Consider the following 15,655-nt stretch of genomic DNA (forward strand, 5'->3'; position numbering starts at 1 on the left):
GCGGGGCGAAAATCGCTCCGTCACGTCTGCTTCGGTTGCGACACGCCTTCCAGCGTGTTCGCCACGTCGTCGCGCTCCGGGCTGGCCGTGCGCGTCGCGATGTCGGCAAGCGACAGCATGCCGACCAGGCGCTTGTCGTGATCGACGACGGGCAGCCGGCGCAGTTGCGCATCGGCCATGTAATGCTGGATCTCGTCCAGCGAATCGTCGTCGAAGCACCATTCGATCGGGCCGGACGCGACCTCGTGGATGCGCGTCTCCGGCGGCTTGCCGGCCGAGATCGCACGCACCGCGAGATCGCGGTCCGTCACCATCCCGATCAGCCGGTTGTTGTCGCACACGGGCAGCGCGCCGATGTCGTAGCGCTCCATCAGTTGCGCGGCGTGACGGATCGAGTCGGTCGGCGAGATCCGCACGACGTCCTGCGACATGATTTCGTTGACGCGATGCATGAAATTCTCCTTGGCGGTGGGTGAAGCAATGGGCCGATGCGGCCGCTGCGATCCAGCAAACCGCATGCCGTGCGCGGGGCGTCGCGTCATTCGTCGTCGCGTTCCCGCTTGTCCTGCCACGGCCCGTCGTCGTGCGTGCCGGGCGGCGTGTCGGGCTCGATGCGCGTGACGCCGCCGGTCGCGGGCGGGTCGCTCGCCGGAAACGTGTCCTCGAGCTGCTTGTCGATGTGACGCTCCGAGTGGCGCGTGTGCGTGCGGTCCTGGTCTTTCAGCGGCGGGTGCGGGTCGGGCTGCCGCTCGTGCGCCGGTGCGTCGTGGCCGTGCCGGGTCGAATCCTTCATGGCGGTGCTCCGTATCGGGGACGATGAGCGGCCTCCGGCGCAACGGGCGTTCCCGGTCCGCGCGCACGGCACGTGATTTGCCGCTCCCACGCCGACCACGACGACGACCATGACGACACGGCGCAACAGCAGGCCTGCTGCGCGCATATCGAGCGGGAGGTACGACGATGATTCCGAAACGACGACCAGGGGTGCGCTACGAGGTGAACGTATGCGGCGGCGGATTCGATTCCGTGAAGAGCCATTTCGACACGTGGAAGCACGAACCGCTGATCTACCGGCCCGAGCGCCGGATGTTCGAAGGCAAGGCCGACGTGCGGCCGCTCGGCGACGAGACGTTCGGGGCGACCGAGCCGGCGCGCTTCGCGCTGCAGCGCGCGTGCGAGCCGTCGGATCCGTACGCGCTCGCGGCGCGCGTGCGGGACGACGGCCGCGAGCTGTGGCTGGTCATGGCCGCGTACGACGCGTAGCGGCGTGCTTGCAAGTTTTGCAGCGAACGGTGTAGCGAAGGCATGGCGCGTCGCGTCGAGCCGCGCCGCGGCGCGTCGACGCCCGCGCAGGGGCGACGGAGCGGACGGCACGCGGTTTGCGAAGCTTCGGTTTGCGAATCGTCGATACGCGGCCGTCACGCCGGTATCGATCCGAACCTCGCCACGACAGGAAATGCCGATGACACCCGAACTCGCACGGTGGCTGCAACGGCCCGAGCCACCGATCCCCGACATCGAGCCGGACCCCGAGCCGCCCGATCCCGACGACGTGCCGCCGGACATGCCCGAACCGTACCGGGAACCGGAGGGCGACCCGCCCGGGCATGCGCCGCCGGAACGCGATCCACCGTCCCCGGAACCGCCGGTGCGCGCGATGCCGCTCGTACGCAGGGAGGGCCTGCAATGAGCATTCGCGTGAAACCCGGCCTGCTGCGCGACATCGCGGAGACGCTCGGCCGCCATTTCGAGGCGCGCGAGATGCCGTTCCACGTCGAGGAGCAGCCGGCCGGTGCATTGCACGTCGGCTTTCACGTCGACGGCCATCCGGCGTCGCTGACCGTCACGTTCGACCCCGACGCCTTCGCCGCGCTCGAACGGGCCGACGTCGAACGGCAACGCGGCGCGCTCACGCGCGTCGCAGTCGAATTCGACGCGATGATGGCGCGCCGCACGCCGACCGCGTACGCGGGCGATTTCCATTTCAACCGGCTCTGAGCGGCGCCGCCGCGGCGTTGCTCCGGGCCGTCGACTCCCGGGAGGATTCGATGAACACGATCCAGACGATACGGGTGGGCGCCTGCGCGTTCGCCGCCGCGTGCGCGCTGGGCGCATGCACGCAACCGACCAGCGGCCCGTACGGCGCGCATGCGGCGCCGCCCGCGCCGCCCGACGGCCGCGGCGGGCAGTCGACCACGACGATGCCGGACGCGAATACGCGCTACGACACGCGTCCGTCGCCGGGCAACACGATGCCGCAGGGCGCGACCGTCGGCGAGCCGGCCGACGTGCCGCCGCCCGGCCCGAACGGCACGCAGGGCGATCCGCCGCTGCCGGGCACGCCGCCGCCGATGCAGTACTGACCTGACGCGTCGTGACGCGACGCCGCGTCACGGCATGCCGCATCGCGATGCGGCCGGAGGAATGCGATGGCGAATCAGCACGAGCACCTGGAGGACTGGCTGCGCGATGCATACGCGATGGAGCGCCAGGCCGAGACGATGATCGACGCGCAGATGAAGCGGGTCGGTCACTATCCGCAATTGCAGGATCGGCTTCGGCTGCATCTCGACGAGACGCTCGGCCAGCAGGCGCTCGTCGAAGCGTGCCTGATGCGGCTCGGCACGTCGCCGTCGGCGACCAAGGATCTGTCCGCGCGCGTCGCCGCCTACGGGCAGATCGCGAGCGGCATGCTGGCCGACGACGAAGTCGTGAAGACGGCGTTGGCCGGCTATGCGTTCGAGCAACTCGAAATCGCCGCGTACACGGCGCTCGTCGCGGCGGCGCAGGCGGCCGGCGAGGAAGAGATCCGCGCGTGTTGCGAGCGGATCCTGCAGCAGGAGCGCGACATGGCCGCATGGTTGCTGCGTCATCTGCCCGAGTTGACGACCGCGTTTCTCGATCGTTCGGCGGTCGACCGCATCGATGCGAAGCGGTGACGACGCGCGTTTTTTCCCCGAGCGAAATGCGTGCCCCAAACTTCCCCCGGCTTGTAAAAAAGCTTTCTCGGCATGGGGCGAGACGGGGTTCGAACCCGCGAGAGCCGCGACGTATCGCGCTTCGCGCGATTGGCACGGAAGCTGCATGACGTCCGGTAGAAGACATACCGCGAACCGAACCGTCAGGAGGCTTTCGATGCCCGTCTCGCTTGCGCTGCAGATGCGACAGCATCTGGCACTTACGCCGAGGCTTCAGCAGTCGCTGCGGCTGCTGCAGTTGTCCTCGCTCGAATTTCAACAGGAATTGCGTCAGGCGCTCGACATGAATCCGTTTCTCGAAGACGGTCTGGGCGACGAGGAAACGGCTGCCGGGACGCCCGAGCAGCCGACCGAAGCAGCCGCGCCCGACGCGGCGCCCGAGCCCGACGAAATCCGTCCGCCGGATGGCGAGGTGCCGTTTACCGCCGCGCCCGCGCCGCGCGGCACGAGCCGCCAGGGCGAGGACGGCGACGGCCTGTCGCCCGGCGAATGGATGGCCGCCGAGCCGTCGCTGCATCAGCAACTGCACGATGCGCTCCGGCTCTATCCGCTCAACAAGCGCGATCGCGAAGCCGCGCGCCTCGTGATCGATGCGCTGGACGACGACGGCTACCTGCGTCAGGCGCTACCCGAACTCCTGGTCGCCGCCGATCCGGCGTGGCTGCTGTCGGAGCAGGATCTCGCGGTCGCGCTGCGGCTCGTGCAGATGCTCGACCGGCCGGGGATCGCCGCCCGTTCGTTGTCCGAATGCCTGGTGTTGCAGCTCGATGCGATTCCGGCCGGCACGCCGGCGCTCGCGGAAGCGAAAGCGATCGCGCGCGAGCATCTGGAGCGGCTCGCGCGCCGCGAGACGGCCGAGATCCAGCGGCGCCTCGGCTGCAACGCGCAGACGCTGCACGCGGCCTGCGCGCTGGTGCGCGGGCTCGACCCGCGCCCCGGCAATCACTACGGCAGCACGCGCGGCGATTACGTGGTGCCCGACGTGATCGTGCGCCAGGTGCGCGACGAATGGATCGTCACGATCAATCCGGCCGTGCTGCCGCGTGCGCGCCTGCACGAGCGCTACGCGACGCTGTTCGCGCAGTCCAGCGGCGAGCGCGATTCGCCGCTCGGCCAGCAGCTGCAGGAGGCGCGCTGGCTGATCCGCAACGTGCAGAAGCGCTTCGACACGATTCAGCGCGTGGGCGAATGCATCGTCGCGCGACAGCGCGATTTCTTCCGCTACGGCGAGATCGCGATGAAGCCGCTCGTGTTGCGCGACATCGCGGAAGAACTCGACCTGCACGAATCGACCGTCTCGCGCGCCACCGGCAACAAGTACATGGCCACGCCGCACGGGACGTTCGAGTTCAAGCATTTTTTCCCGCGCAAGCTCGAGGCGGCGGGCAAGGGCGTGTGTTCGGCATCGGCCGCGAAGGTGCTGATCCGCGACATGATCGCGGCCGAGCGGCAGACCGATCCGCTGTCCGACGTCGCGCTCGCCGAGAACCTCGCGGGCCGCGGCATTCTTCTTGCGCGTCGCACGGTGACGAAGTATCGCCAGGCGATGAAGATTCCGCCGGCCGACCTGCGGCGTCGCGACGCCGCGTGACGGCCCGATTGTTCCAACCCGCGCGTGCCGCGCGTCGCGTCGGCTCGCGCGCCAACGAGAGGAGCGCAACCATGCCAGCCAAATCCCAGGCCCAGCAGCGTGCCGCGGGGGCCGCGCTGTCGGCCAAGCGCGGCGACGCGAAAATGAAGGATCTCAAGCCGCCGGCGAAATCGATGGCCAAGTCGATGAGCGAGAAAGAGCTCGAGAAAATGGCGTCCACGCCCACGCACGGCAAACCGAAACACAAGCACGATGCGTGACCGGCGCCGACGTTTAGTGACGACTGCTGTCATCCAGGAGGGTTCCATGCTTCGATACGCCATCATTTTCTTCGTCATCGCGATCATCGCGGCCGTGTTCGGCTTCGGCGGCATCGCCGCCGGCGCGGCCGAGATCGCGAAGATCCTGTTCTACATCTTCGTCGTGATCTTCCTGGTCACGCTGCTCCTGGGCGTCGTGCGACGATGAGCGTGACGCCCGACCGGTCGCAGCGCGTCAGGGAACTCGAGCACGCGTTCGCGATCGGCTTTCCGTCCCAGTCGACCGTCGTCGTGCATGCGGACGACGCATCGGGACGGCTGACGATCCACGTGTCGTGGGTGCGCGTGCCGTCCGCCGAGGACGCACGCGAATGGCGCTGCGCGGTCGACATGCGCTTCGATGCGGACGTGGTCGAACGCTATGCGTCGCTCGAAGCGGCCGACCGGCTGCGCGTGCGCACGCAGCTGTGCGACCGTGCGCGGCGCGCGGTGGACGAGCACAAGCCGCGCATCGAGGATGCCGCGATCGAATGCAACGTGGCGCTCGACGTGACGCGCGCCGAATTCGACGCGGCCCTGCGCGTGCCCTGACGCCACGGCCGGCCCGCGGTCGTTCGCGGCCATTCGAGACCGTTTCGCGGCATCGGGCCGGCTTTCCCTGCCGTCCGCACGCGCGCGCCGCGGCGCGTTGTCGTGCGGCGGTTCCCTAGCGAATCCCACGAGGACTCCTGACGATGACGAATCCCCCATCCGCCGGCCAGACCCCGCCGACGCAACCGCCCGACAGCGCGAAGTCGCGCCAGCTCGAAGAGAACCGCGCGCGGCCCGACGGCGAAGCGTTGCGCACCAACCAGGGCGTGCGGATCGCCGACAACCAGAACACGCTGCGAGGCGGCGCGCGCGGCCCGTCGCTGCTCGAAGACTTCATCATGCGCGAGAAGATCACGCATTTCGATCACGAGCGCATTCCGGAGCGGGTGGTGCATGCGCGCGGTTCGGCCGCCCACGGCGTGTTCCGCGTGTACGAGCCGATGGCCGACTACACGAAGGCCGCGTTTCTGCAGGACCCGGCCGTCGAAACGCCGGTATACGTGCGCTTCTCGACCGTGCAGGGGCCGCGCGGGTCGTCCGACACCGTGCGCGACGTGCGCGGCTTCGCGGTGAAGTTCTATACCGAGGAAGGCAACTACGACCTCGTCGGCAACAACATGCCGGTGTTCTTCATCCAGGACGCGATCAAGTTCCCCGACTTCGTGCACGCGGTGAAGCCGGAAGCGCCGAACGAGATGCCGACCGGCGCGTCCGCGCACGACACGTTCTGGGATTTCGTGTCGCTGGTGCCGGAAACCACGCACATGGTGCTGTGGCTGATGTCGGACCGCGCGTTGCCGGCGAGCTATCGCGCGATGGACGGTTTCGGCGTGCACACGTTCCGTTTCGTGAACGCGGCCGGCGTCGAACGTTTCGTGAAATTCCACTGGCGGCCCGTGAGCGGCGCGTATTCGCTGCTGTGGGACGAGGCGCAGCGAATCGCCGGCCACGACCCGGATTTCAACCGGCGCGACCTGTGGACGGCGATCGAGCGCGGCGACTATCCGGAGTTCGAGCTCGGCGTGCAGATGATCGATCCGGCCGATGCCGACACATTCGACTTCGACCTGCTGGACCCGACCAAGCTCGTACCGGAAGAAATCGTGCCGGTGCGGCCGATCGGCCGGATGACGCTGAACCGCAACCCCGACAACTTCTTCGCGGAGACCGAGCAGGTCGCGTTTCACCCGGGTCACGTGGTGCCGGGCATCGATTTCACGAACGACCCGCTGTTGCAGGGGCGGCTGTTCTCGTACACCGATACGCAACTGAGCCGGCTCGGCGGCCCGAATTTCCACGAGATTCCGATCAACCGGCCGGTGTGTCCGTTCGCGAACAACCAGCGCGACGCGATGCACCGGCAGACGATCAACGTCGGGCAGGCGTCGTACGAGCCGAACTCGACGAGCGGCGGCTGGCCGCGCGAGACGCCGCCGGCGCCGTCCGGCGGCGGTTTCGAGACCGTGCCGGAGCCGCTCGAAGGTCACAAGGTGCGCGTGCGCAGCGAATCGTTCGCCGATCATTTCTCGCAAGCCGCGCTGTTCTACCAGAGCATGACCGAGATCGAGCAGCGGCATATCCGCGACGCGTACTGCTTCGAACTCGGCAAGGTGACGCAGCCGAAGATTCGCGAACGGGTGGTCAACGAGATCATCGCGCGCTTCGACGCGGGGCTCGCCGCGCAGGTCGCCGAACGGCTCGGGCTGCCCGCGCCGCAGGCGGCGGCCACGCCGGCCGTCGCGCAGCGCTCGCCCGCGCTGAGCCTGATCGGCCGCGCGAAGCCCGGCATCCGCTCGCGCAAGATCGCGCTGATCGCGACGCCCGGCGTGAATCAGGTGCTGGTCGAGCAGGTGCGCGACGCGCTGCAGGCCGCGCACGCGGTGCCGACGATCGTCGCACCGACGCTCGCGCCGATCGGCGGCATCGTGCCGGAGGCGACGCTGGCCGGCATGCCGTCGGTGATGTTCGACGCGGTGTTCGTCTGCGGCGGCGACGGCGATGGGCGCGACCTCGCGCACAGCGCCGAAGCCCGCCACTTCGTGCGCGAGGCGTTCAAGCACCTGAAGCCGATCGCGGCCGTCGGGTCGGGGCGGCAACTGCTCAGCGCCGCCCACCTGCCGGATCCGGCCGAAGGCGTGTGCGTCGGGCAGGCGGTCGATCTCGACAAGGTGCTGAACGCGTTGTCGGATCACCTCGGCCAGCATCGCGTGTGGGCGCGCGAACAGCAGGCGGCGGAATTGCCGGCATAGGGCCGGCGGCGGCTTGCGCCGTACGGCGCGCCCGCTCTCGGGCGGACGCGCATCCGGCAAGGAGGAACCACGCATGGCACCGCGGATGATATGGAAAGGCGCGATCAGCTTCGGGCTCGTGCACGTGCCCGTGCAGCTGTTCCCGGCGACGCGCACCGTGAAACCGTCGTTCCGGATGCTCGACAAGCGCTCGATGGACCCGATCGGCTATCGGCAGATCAACAAGCGCACCGGCAAGGAGGTCGCGCGCGAGGACATCGTGCGCGGCTACGAATACGAGAAGGAGCGCTACGTCGTGCTCAGCGACGACGAGATCCGCGCGGCGAACCCGGAATCGACGCAGACCGTCGACATCCTGACCTTCGTCGACGAGGACGCCGTGTCGTTTCTCTATCTCGACACGCCGTACTACCTGGTGCCCGACCGCAAGGGCGAGAAGGTCTACGCGCTGCTGCGCGACGCGCTGAAGGACAGCGGCAAGATCGGCATCGCGCTCGTGGTGATGCGCGACCGCCAGCATCTGGGCGCGCTGATCCCGGTCGGGCCGATGCTCGCGCTCGATACGCTGCGCTGGCAGGAGGAACTGCGGCCGCTCGACGAATTGTCGGTGCCGGCCGACGACGCGAAGGGCGCGGGCGTCACCGCGCGCGAACTCGGCATGGCGAAGAAGCTGATCGACGACATGTCCGGCAAATGGACGCCCGACGAATATCACGACACGTTCCGCGACGACATCCTCGAACTCGTCGAGCGCAAGGTGCGCGCGGGCAAGATCGAGGAGATCGAGGACCGGCCCGCGCAGACCGGCCGCGCGGCGAGCAACGTGGTCGATCTCACCGAGCTGCTGAAGCGCAGCCTGAAGGGCGGCGCGGGCGCGCGCGCGGCGGATCTGCGTGACGAGCGCGATGAAGCGGAGCGTGACGCGTCGTCGTCGCGGGGCGGCGCGCGCCGCAAGCCGGCGGCGAAAACCACGGCGAAATCCGCATCGAAAGGCGCGGCGACGAAAACCGCGGCGAAGCGAACCGCCGCGAAACGCGGCGCGGCGAGCGACCCTGCGGCGAAGAAGACCGCCGTGCGCCGCAAGCACGCGGCGTGATGCCGATGTCGCCGATTCCGATTCCGACTCCGACGAGGTGACGCGATGGCCGGCAAGCTCGATCCGTATCGCCGCAAGCGCCATTTCGGCGCGACGCCCGAGCCCGAAGGGGCGCACGGAAAACGTCGCGCGCAAGCGCGGACGAAAGCGGACACGAAGCCTGCCGCGCGCGCACGCCATCCGCTGCGCTTCGTGATCCAGGAGCACCACGCGCGACGGCTGCACTACGACTTCCGGCTCGAACTCGACGGCACGCTGAAGTCGTGGGCCGTGCCGAAGGGGCCGAGCTTCGATCCGCGGGTGAAGCGGCTCGCCGTGCACGTCGAGGACCATCCGCTCGAATACGCGTCGTTCGAAGGCGAGATTCCGGCCGGGCATTACGGTGCGGGGTCGGTCGTCGTCTGGGACGAAGGCACGTGGACGCCCGATGGCGGCATCGCGCACGCGCGCGAAGGCTATCGGGCCGGCAAGCTGACGTTCCGGCTGGACGGCCGCAAGCTGCACGGCGGCTGGGCGCTCGTGCGCAGCGGCCGGCAGGAAGGGCGCCAGGAGCAGTGGCTGCTGATCAAGGAGCGCGACGACGAAGCACGCGGCGCGGATGAATTCGACGTCGTCGGCGAGCGGCCGGGAAGCGTGCGCGACGGTGCGTCCAACGGCGCGGCGCGGCCCCGCGGATCGACCGGCGCGGACGGCGCCGCACGCGACGCGCGACCCGACAGCCGGCGCCCTGCCGAACCGTCGCAAGTCGAAGGCGCGGTGCGTGCGCCGCTGCCCGAGCGCGTCGCGCCGCAGCTCGCGACGCTCGTCGACGCCCCGCCGAACCAGGCCGGTTGGGGTTACGAACTGAAGTTCGACGGCTATCGGATCCTGGCGCGTGTCGCAGGGAAGGGCGCGCGCCGGCGCGTCACGTTGATGACGCGCGAAGGCAGGGACTGGACCGCGAAGCTGCGCGCGCAGCGCGACGCGCTCGCGGCGCTCGACGTCGACGACGCATGGCTCGACGGCGAGGCCGTCGTGCTCGGCGAAAACGGCCTGCCCGATTTCCAGGCGTTGCAGAACGCGTTCGGCACCGGACGGGCCGACGCGATCGTTTTCTTCGTGTTCGATCTGCCTTATCTCGACGGATACGACCTGCGCGACGCGCCGCTCACGGCCCGTCGCGCGCTGCTCGAACCGCTGCTCGCGAACAGCGATCCGGCGCGCGTGCGTTTTTCGCCCGATCTCGGCGAGGACGTCGCGTCGTTGATCGCGAGTGCCTGCGACACCGGCCTCGAAGGGCTGATCGGCAAGCGTGCGGACTCGCGCTATCGCGCCGGCCGTTCGCCCGCGTGGATCAAGCTCAAATGCCGGCGCCGGCAGGAGTTCGTGATCGGCGGCTTCACGGAGCCGTCGGGCAGCCGGCACGGCTTCGGCGCGCTGCTGCTCGGTGTGCACGAACCGGCGCCGGCCGGCAAACGGCCGCGCGGGGCCGGGCCGCTGCGCTACGTCGGCCGCGTCGGCACCGGCTTCGACGCACGGATGCTCGATCGTCTCGCCGCGATCCTGCGCCGGCACGAACGCGACACGATGCCGTTCGATGCGCCGCCGCGCGAACGCACGCGCACGCGCGTGCACTGGGTCGAGCCGGTCCTCGTCGCCGAATGCGAATTCGCCGAATGGACCGGCGACGGCATCGTGCGGCAGGCCGCGTTCATCGCGTTGCGCGAGGACAAGCCGGCGGAACAGATCGTCCGCGAGAGGCCGAAACACATGGAAACGGAGGGGGCGATGGATCAGCGTTCGACCACGCAGGACAAGCCGCGGCGGCCGTCGCGCAACGATCGTCACGCGAGCGCGGGCAATGCGCGCGGCGCGCGGGCCGATGCCGACGCCGACACGCTCGGCCGCGTGCGCATCACGCATCCCGAGCGCGTGCTCGACCCGCAAAGCGGCACGCGCAAGATCGACCTCGCGCGGTACTGGCAATGGGTCGCGCCGTGGCTGCTGCCCGACCTGAAAGGCCGCCCCGTCTCGCTCGTCCGCGCACCGGGCGACATCGCCGGCGAGCTGTTCTTTCAGAAGCACGCGGAGCGCCGCGAGATCCCGTTCGTCACGCAGCACGAAGGGCTCGACCCGGGCCACGGGCCGCTGCTGTCGATCGACGGCGTCGATGCGCTGCTCGGCGCGGCGCAGATGGGCACGGTCGAACTGCACACGTGGAACGCGCACGCGTCGAACATCGAGCGGCCCGACCGCATCGTGTTCGATCTCGATCCCGACCCGGCGTTGCCGTGGCGCACGATGATCGACGCCGCGCAACTCGTGCGCGGGCTGCTCGACGAGCTCGGGCTCGTGTCGTTCTGCAAGACCAGCGGCGGCAAGGGGCTGCACGTCGTCGTGCCGCTCACGCGGCATGCGGGCTGGGACGACGTGAAGGACTTTTCGCGCGCGGTCGCGCAGCACGTCGCCGGCACGCTGCCCGACCGTTTCACCGCGACGATGGGGCCGCGCCACCGGCGCGGCAAGATCTTCATCGACTACCTGCGCAACGGGCGCGGCGCGAGCACGATCGCCGCGTATTCGGTGCGCGCGCGCCCCGGCATGGGCGTGTCGGTGCCGCTCGACTGGGACGAGGTGCCCGACACGACGGGCGGCGCGCAATGGACGATCGACACGCTGCAAGAACGTCTGGACACGTTGAAGCGCGATCCGTGGGACGGTTACGCGAAGGCGCGCCAGCGCATCACCGCCGCGATGCGGGCACGGCTCGGCGCCGACGCATGACCGGCCGTCAGCGCCGATGCTGCAGCCGGTAATACCAGTTCATCAGCGGCGTCGCGGAAATCCCGTGCGCGACCACCGACGCGGACACGACCGCCAGCACCGGCGCCGCGAGCGGGCGCACGACGTCGGACGGTCCATGCTCGAGCGCGAACAGCAGGTAGTAGAACGAACCGATCCCGCGAATGCCGAACCATGCCATCAGCCGCCGCTGCGCATGGGTCGCACGCGAGCCGGCAAGCGTGACCAGCACCGCGAGCGGGCGCACCGCGACGAACAGCACGGCGGCCAGCGCGGCCGCGCCCCACGTGATCAGCGGGCCGGGCAGCGTCGCGAGCACGCTGCCGATCATCGTCATCACGATCGCTTCGGCGATCCGTTCGAGCTCGATCGTGAAGCCGAGCACCGATTCGGCCATGAATGCATGCGCTTTCTCCGGATGCTTTTCGGTGGCGACGACGTCTTCCGAATCGATCTGGCCGATCACTTCGCGCGGCGGGCGGTCGCCGCTCGCGCGATGCTCGACGCGCCGCATCGCGACGCCGGCGGCGAACGTCGCGATGAAGCCGAACGTATGCGCGAGCTGCGCGGCGCCGAACGACAGCACGATCAGCGCCAGCGCGAAGAAGCCTTCGAGGCCGAGCGCCTGCGCGTGGCGCGTGCGCAGCCAGCCGATCGTCTTCGTCGTGACCCAGCCGAGCCCGCCGCCGATCGCGGCCGCGCCCGCGATGCCCCACAGCGCGACGAGCGCGAACGTGCCCGACAGCGGCGGGATGCCGTGCGTCGCGCCGGGTGCGCCGCACAGCGCGAGCCCCGCGAGCGCGAACGGCAGCGCGATGCCGTCGTTCATCCCGCCTTCGCCGGACAACGCGAAGCGCACCAGGTCGCGGTCGCCCGGATCGTGCACCTGCACGTCGTGCGCGAGCACCGGATCGGTCGGCGCGAGGATCGCCGCGAGCAGCAGCGCCGGGCCCCAGCCGAGGCCCAGCGCGAGCACCGCGCACGCCGCGAGCAGCGGCACGGTGACGATCATCGCGAACAGCCCGAGCCGGCACGGCACGAGCCACAGCTTGTCGGACAGCGGCACGCGCAACCGCAGCCCGATCGCGAACAGCGACACGAGCAGCGCGACTTCGACGATCTCGCGCAGCAGGCGGCCGTCGCGTTCGAGGTCGAGGTGCAAGAGGCCGGCGCCGGCCGGGCCGAGCCCGATGCCGAGCACCAGGTAAATCATGGCCGAGCTGCATGGAAGGTGGCGCAGCGTGGACGTCACCACGCCCATGCCCAACAGCACCGCGCCGATGATCAGGTACCAGAGGGTTTCGTGCATGCGTGCGATCGCGGCAATTCGGATTGGATTGCGCGCCGATCGTCAGGGCTTGCGGCCGAACGCCTCGCGCAATTTTTTCTTGGCGCGTTCGAGCGTCGTGCGGCGCGTTTTGGGCAGGTTGCGACCCGCGCGGTTCACGTAGAAATTCAGCATCGACATCGCCGACTGGAACGGCGATGCCTTGCGGCGGCGGCTGTGTTCGGCCGAGCGCTTCAGCGACGCGGCGATCGCGGCGGGATCGTCGGATTTGAAGATGTCGGGCTCGAGGTCGAGCGCATCGCTTTTTTGCATGACTTCGCCGGACCAGCGCTTGCGGTGGGCCGGATCGGCGCTTCGCGCGCGGCCCGGGCGGCGCGTGTGGCGCTTGCCGTGCGAGTGGGAAGCAGAAGCGGAAGGCATAAGGCAGGGGCTCCGTATGGGATTGCGAGACAGGCGGACGGAAGGAGGCGACGCAAACCGCGTGCCGCGTCGCGCAGGTCGTCCGCGCTCCGGCATGGCCCTTGCTGAAAGATCGGAGCAGGAATCTCCATCACGCGATCATCCATAGGGAGAAAACGCCATGAAGTCAGCATTCGAATCGAAGTTCGTCGCGCGGCACGTGCTGGCCTGCGCGGCCGTCGCGATCGTCGCGGCCGCGCCGGCCGCGTGGGCGCAGAACTCGCAGCGCTCGGACGAGGGCACCGGCGCGCCGAATCCGTCGATGGACATGTCGACGCCGAGCGCCAACGGCAATACGGCCGCCCCGCCGCCGCCCGCGGGCACGCAACGGCACGGCTCGAAGCACGGGATGCGCTCGCACGGCTCATCGGCCCGTCACACGAAGCCGGGCGGCGGCCCGAACGGCGCGGGCGAGGGCGGCAGCGGCGCCACGGGCGGCGGTGTCGGTGGCGGCTCGGGTGGGGCCGGCGGTGCGGGCGGCTCCGGCGGGACGGGTGCCGGCGGTATGGGTACCGGCGGCGGCGGTTCGGCGGGCTCGACGGGCTCGGGCGGAGGCGGGGCCGCCGGCGGCGGGTCCAGCGGTTATTGACGGTGTCGTGCCGGCGCGGCCGGCACGGCGCGATGGCGGCGTGGTTTCCCCGGACGGGCGCGCCGCCACCACGCAGGAGGACATCATGCAATCGAATTCCCGGATTTCCCTGGAGCACGACGGGCTCGACGACGATGCAGTCGACACGGACGATCTCGACACGACGGTCCACGTGGACGTCGAGACGGGCAGGGTCATGTTCCATGCGGCGTGGGCGAATGCCGTCGAGGCGCCGCCGGAGGCGGCCCGACATTCGGTCGTGCTCGCGCTCGAATGCTCGACGATGGAACGCTACGCGGACCTCGACGACGGCGCGCGGATGCGCGTGCACGCGATGCTGCACGACGCCGTGCAGCAGACGCTCGATCAATTGCCCGATACCGACGAGAACCTGACGCTGACGATCGAGTTGACCGACGCCATGCTCGACGCCGCACGCCATCTGCAGTAATCGCGCCGGCTCGACGCACGGCGTCGTGTTACATCGGGTTGAAATCTTTGCAGCGGGGCGGTGTCGTCACAGGGCGAGCGGCCTCGGTAGAGCGTGTCCCAATCCGATTGCGGGTCGTTCCCCGACTGATGTCGGGACGGGCGCGGGCGCGCAACGGCCGGGCCGCCGGAACGGCGATTGCTGCATCACGGCACGGCACGACGTGTGCCGCCCTATCCCTATCCCCCATTCACGGAGGCATTCATGAGCGGCAGGCTGGATCATTGCAAGGTAGCGATTCTCGCGGTCGACGGCTTCGAGGAGGCCGAGCTCGTCGAACCGCAGCGCGCGCTCGCGGCCGAAGGCGCGCAGGTGGACGTGATCTCGCAGAAGCGCGGCGAGATCCAGGGTTTCCGGCACGTCGACAAGGGCGAGCGCGTGAAGGTCGACCGCACGTTCGACGATGCGCGCGAAGGCGACTACGACGCGGTCGTGCTGCCGGGCGGCGTCGTGAACGGCGACGCGATCCGGATGCTGCCGGCCGCGCGCGAATTCGTGACGGCGGCCGTCGGCGCCGGCAAGCCGGTCGCGGCGATCTGCCACGGCGGCTGGCTGCTCGTGTCGGCCGGGCTCGTGGAGGGCAAGACGATGACGAGCTGGCCGAGCCTGCAGGACGATATCCGCCACGCGGGCGGCAAGTGGGTGGACGAGGAGGTCGTGCGCGACGGCAACCTGATCACGAGCCGCAAGCCGGCCGACCTGCCCGCGTTCAACGGCGCGCTCGTCGAGCGCCTCGCGTCGCGGGGGGCATGAGCCGATGCCGGCCGATTCCGCCCGCACCGTGACGCTCGCCGACGAACCGCCCACGTTCGACGGTGCGGCGCTGCAGTTGCGCTTCGTCGTCGACGTCGCCGGCGTGCCGCAGACCTGCGCGATCACCGTCGAGGCGCTGGAAGATCATTTCGGCGCGCAGTCCGCGCTGGAAGCCGACCTGCGCGACGCGTTCGAGCGCGGCCGCGCGCGTATCGAAGCCGCGTGCGCGGACGTGCTGGCGAGCGGCGACCACGACGTGGTGCTGCATAGCGGATATTTCCGTGCGCCGGCCAAGCGCGGGCGGGCCGGGTTGTTTCGCCACGGGCGGTCGTGACGGGATCGCGTTTGCCGGCGCGTTGCTTCCGCCGCCTTCACTCGCCCGCCCTTACATGCCGTTGAAAACTTTGCAGCGGCTCCAACGCGTCGTCCGGTGCCACATCGCGCGGCGCGCGTACTGCACGGACGCCGCTCGCCCGCCGCCGTCTGGCACGATCCCTGCGTGCTCGTAACGTCGCCGGCGTGCGCTTCGC

20 protein-coding genes are annotated in these 15,655 nt (G+C 69.7%); 16 read left to right on the forward strand and 4 right to left on the reverse strand.

Annotation, left to right across the window (positions count from 1 at the left end; translation table 11 throughout):
- Positions 1-20: 20 nt before the first annotated feature.
- Positions 21-452 carry a CBS domain-containing protein gene (locus WS54_RS30165; protein ID WP_034209255.1) on the reverse strand — a complete coding sequence of 144 codons (432 nt, stop codon included), beginning with the start codon at positions 450-452 and terminating at the stop codon, positions 21-23.
- A gap of 86 nt (positions 453-538) precedes the next feature.
- Entirely contained in the window at positions 539-793 is a 255-nt protein-coding gene (locus WS54_RS30170) for a hypothetical protein (protein WP_059502854.1), read from the reverse strand.
- A 167-nt stretch (positions 794-960) separates the two neighbouring features.
- On the opposite strand from WS54_RS30170, the gene WS54_RS30175 reads away from it, so the two are divergent.
- The 12 genes from WS54_RS30175 (at position 961) to ligD (ending at position 11,528) form a co-directional block, all read left to right on the forward strand.
- Positions 961-1,263, forward strand: a complete 303-nt coding sequence (locus WS54_RS30175) for a hypothetical protein (protein WP_034203633.1) — start codon at positions 961-963, stop codon at positions 1,261-1,263.
- 199 nt (positions 1,264-1,462) lie between these two features.
- Positions 1,463-1,690 carry a hypothetical protein gene (locus WS54_RS30180; RefSeq protein WP_059780011.1) on the forward strand — a complete coding sequence of 76 codons (228 nt, stop codon included), beginning with the start codon at positions 1,463-1,465 and terminating at the stop codon, positions 1,688-1,690.
- Positions 1,687-1,998: a hypothetical protein gene (locus tag WS54_RS30185; protein ID WP_034209253.1), complete on the forward strand. Its 312-nt coding sequence runs from the start codon at positions 1,687-1,689 to the stop codon at positions 1,996-1,998. The genes WS54_RS30180 and WS54_RS30185 overlap by 4 nt, the downstream gene beginning before the upstream one ends.
- Positions 1,999-2,048: 50 nt before the next feature.
- Positions 2,049-2,363 (forward strand): hypothetical protein, encoded by a 315-nt coding sequence (locus WS54_RS30190; RefSeq protein ID WP_034209252.1) that lies wholly within the window; start codon positions 2,049-2,051, stop codon positions 2,361-2,363.
- Between the two features lie 66 nt (positions 2,364-2,429).
- The gene (locus WS54_RS30195) at positions 2,430-2,939 is read left to right on the forward strand and encodes a DUF892 family protein (protein WP_034209251.1); all 510 of its coding nucleotides are present in this window, start codon (positions 2,430-2,432) and stop codon (positions 2,937-2,939) included.
- 196 nt (positions 2,940-3,135) lie between these two features.
- A complete protein-coding gene (gene rpoN, locus WS54_RS30200) occupies positions 3,136-4,569 on the forward strand; it encodes an RNA polymerase factor sigma-54 (RefSeq protein ID WP_059779974.1) in 1,434 nt (477 codons plus the stop codon).
- 71 nt (positions 4,570-4,640) lie between these two features.
- Complete coding sequence (locus tag WS54_RS30205; protein WP_034209249.1) at positions 4,641-4,829, forward strand: DUF3008 family protein; 189 nt, start codon at positions 4,641-4,643, stop codon at positions 4,827-4,829.
- Between the two features lie 46 nt (positions 4,830-4,875).
- Positions 4,876-5,037: a DUF1328 family protein gene (locus WS54_RS30210; RefSeq protein WP_006498332.1), complete on the forward strand. Its 162-nt coding sequence runs from the start codon at positions 4,876-4,878 to the stop codon at positions 5,035-5,037.
- Entirely contained in the window at positions 5,034-5,420 is a 387-nt protein-coding gene (locus WS54_RS30215; RefSeq protein WP_059779973.1) for a DUF3022 domain-containing protein, read from the forward strand. Before WS54_RS30210 ends, WS54_RS30215 begins: the two co-directional genes overlap by 4 nt.
- Positions 5,421-5,563: 143 nt before the next feature.
- Positions 5,564-7,669 carry a catalase HPII gene (gene katE, locus WS54_RS30220; RefSeq protein ID WP_059779972.1) on the forward strand — a complete coding sequence of 702 codons (2,106 nt, stop codon included), beginning with the start codon at positions 5,564-5,566 and terminating at the stop codon, positions 7,667-7,669.
- Between the two features lie 73 nt (positions 7,670-7,742).
- Complete coding sequence (gene ku, locus WS54_RS30225; RefSeq protein ID WP_034209246.1) at positions 7,743-8,765, forward strand: non-homologous end joining protein Ku; 1,023 nt, start codon at positions 7,743-7,745, stop codon at positions 8,763-8,765.
- Positions 8,766-8,810: 45 nt separating this feature from the next.
- Positions 8,811-11,528: a DNA ligase D gene (gene ligD / locus WS54_RS30230; RefSeq protein WP_059779971.1), complete on the forward strand. Its 2,718-nt coding sequence runs from the start codon at positions 8,811-8,813 to the stop codon at positions 11,526-11,528.
- A gap of 7 nt (positions 11,529-11,535) precedes the next feature.
- Here the strand turns inward: ligD and WS54_RS30235 are convergent, their stop codons facing one another.
- Positions 11,536-12,855 carry a cation:proton antiporter domain-containing protein gene (locus WS54_RS30235; protein ID WP_034209244.1) on the reverse strand — a complete coding sequence of 440 codons (1,320 nt, stop codon included), beginning with the start codon at positions 12,853-12,855 and terminating at the stop codon, positions 11,536-11,538.
- A 42-nt stretch (positions 12,856-12,897) separates the two neighbouring features.
- A complete protein-coding gene (locus WS54_RS30240) occupies positions 12,898-13,254 on the reverse strand; it encodes a DUF3175 domain-containing protein (RefSeq protein ID WP_034209243.1) in 357 nt (118 codons plus the stop codon).
- A gap of 160 nt (positions 13,255-13,414) precedes the next feature.
- Here WS54_RS30240 and WS54_RS30245 point away from each other — a divergent pair, with 160 nt between their 5' ends.
- The 4 genes from WS54_RS30245 (at position 13,415) to WS54_RS30260 (ending at position 15,459) form a co-directional block, all read left to right on the forward strand.
- Positions 13,415-13,882 (forward strand): hypothetical protein, encoded by a 468-nt coding sequence (locus WS54_RS30245; RefSeq protein ID WP_059779970.1) that lies wholly within the window; start codon positions 13,415-13,417, stop codon positions 13,880-13,882.
- A gap of 85 nt (positions 13,883-13,967) precedes the next feature.
- The gene (locus WS54_RS30250; RefSeq protein WP_034209241.1) at positions 13,968-14,333 is read left to right on the forward strand and encodes a DUF3022 domain-containing protein; all 366 of its coding nucleotides are present in this window, start codon (positions 13,968-13,970) and stop codon (positions 14,331-14,333) included.
- Positions 14,334-14,576: 243 nt separating this feature from the next.
- Complete coding sequence (locus WS54_RS30255; RefSeq protein WP_034209240.1) at positions 14,577-15,125, forward strand: type 1 glutamine amidotransferase domain-containing protein; 549 nt, start codon at positions 14,577-14,579, stop codon at positions 15,123-15,125.
- Between the two features lie 4 nt (positions 15,126-15,129).
- A complete protein-coding gene (locus tag WS54_RS30260; protein WP_059779969.1) occupies positions 15,130-15,459 on the forward strand; it encodes a DUF1488 domain-containing protein in 330 nt (109 codons plus the stop codon).
- Positions 15,460-15,655 lie beyond the last annotated feature (196 nt).

The sequence above is a fragment of the Burkholderia sp. NRF60-BP8 genome (assembly GCF_001522585.2).
Classification (GTDB): domain Bacteria; phylum Pseudomonadota; class Gammaproteobacteria; order Burkholderiales; family Burkholderiaceae; genus Burkholderia.

Excerpts from the sequence above, each read along its gene's own strand:
- rpoN (WP_059779974.1), top strand. The coding sequence starts at position 3,136 with ATGCCCGTCTCGCTTGCGCTGCAGATGCGACAGCATCTGGCACTTACG.
- WS54_RS30250 (WP_034209241.1), top strand. The coding sequence starts at position 13,968 with ATGCAATCGAATTCCCGGATTTCCCTGGAGCACGACGGGCTCGACGAC.
- ku (WP_034209246.1), top strand. The coding sequence starts at position 7,743 with ATGGCACCGCGGATGATATGGAAAGGCGCGATCAGCTTCGGGCTCGTG.
- WS54_RS30170 (WP_059502854.1), bottom strand. The coding sequence starts at position 793 with ATGAAGGATTCGACCCGGCACGGCCACGACGCACCGGCGCACGAGCGG.
- WS54_RS30245 (WP_059779970.1), top strand. The coding sequence starts at position 13,415 with ATGAAGTCAGCATTCGAATCGAAGTTCGTCGCGCGGCACGTGCTGGCC.
- WS54_RS30240 (WP_034209243.1), bottom strand. The coding sequence starts at position 13,254 with ATGCCTTCCGCTTCTGCTTCCCACTCGCACGGCAAGCGCCACACGCGC.
- WS54_RS30165 (WP_034209255.1), bottom strand. The coding sequence starts at position 452 with ATGCATCGCGTCAACGAAATCATGTCGCAGGACGTCGTGCGGATCTCG.
- ligD (WP_059779971.1), top strand. The coding sequence starts at position 8,811 with ATGGCCGGCAAGCTCGATCCGTATCGCCGCAAGCGCCATTTCGGCGCG.
- WS54_RS30175 (WP_034203633.1), top strand. The coding sequence starts at position 961 with ATGATTCCGAAACGACGACCAGGGGTGCGCTACGAGGTGAACGTATGC.
- WS54_RS30235 (WP_034209244.1), bottom strand. The coding sequence starts at position 12,855 with ATGCACGAAACCCTCTGGTACCTGATCATCGGCGCGGTGCTGTTGGGC.
- katE (WP_059779972.1), top strand. The coding sequence starts at position 5,564 with ATGACGAATCCCCCATCCGCCGGCCAGACCCCGCCGACGCAACCGCCC.
- WS54_RS30255 (WP_034209240.1), top strand. The coding sequence starts at position 14,577 with ATGAGCGGCAGGCTGGATCATTGCAAGGTAGCGATTCTCGCGGTCGAC.
- WS54_RS30195 (WP_034209251.1), top strand. The coding sequence starts at position 2,430 with ATGGCGAATCAGCACGAGCACCTGGAGGACTGGCTGCGCGATGCATAC.
- WS54_RS30185 (WP_034209253.1), top strand. The coding sequence starts at position 1,687 with ATGAGCATTCGCGTGAAACCCGGCCTGCTGCGCGACATCGCGGAGACG.
- WS54_RS30190 (WP_034209252.1), top strand. The coding sequence starts at position 2,049 with ATGAACACGATCCAGACGATACGGGTGGGCGCCTGCGCGTTCGCCGCC.
- WS54_RS30180 (WP_059780011.1), top strand. The coding sequence starts at position 1,463 with ATGACACCCGAACTCGCACGGTGGCTGCAACGGCCCGAGCCACCGATC.
- WS54_RS30260 (WP_059779969.1), top strand. The coding sequence starts at position 15,130 with ATGCCGGCCGATTCCGCCCGCACCGTGACGCTCGCCGACGAACCGCCC.
- WS54_RS30210 (WP_006498332.1), top strand. The coding sequence starts at position 4,876 with ATGCTTCGATACGCCATCATTTTCTTCGTCATCGCGATCATCGCGGCC.
- WS54_RS30215 (WP_059779973.1), top strand. The coding sequence starts at position 5,034 with ATGAGCGTGACGCCCGACCGGTCGCAGCGCGTCAGGGAACTCGAGCAC.
- WS54_RS30205 (WP_034209249.1), top strand. The coding sequence starts at position 4,641 with ATGCCAGCCAAATCCCAGGCCCAGCAGCGTGCCGCGGGGGCCGCGCTG.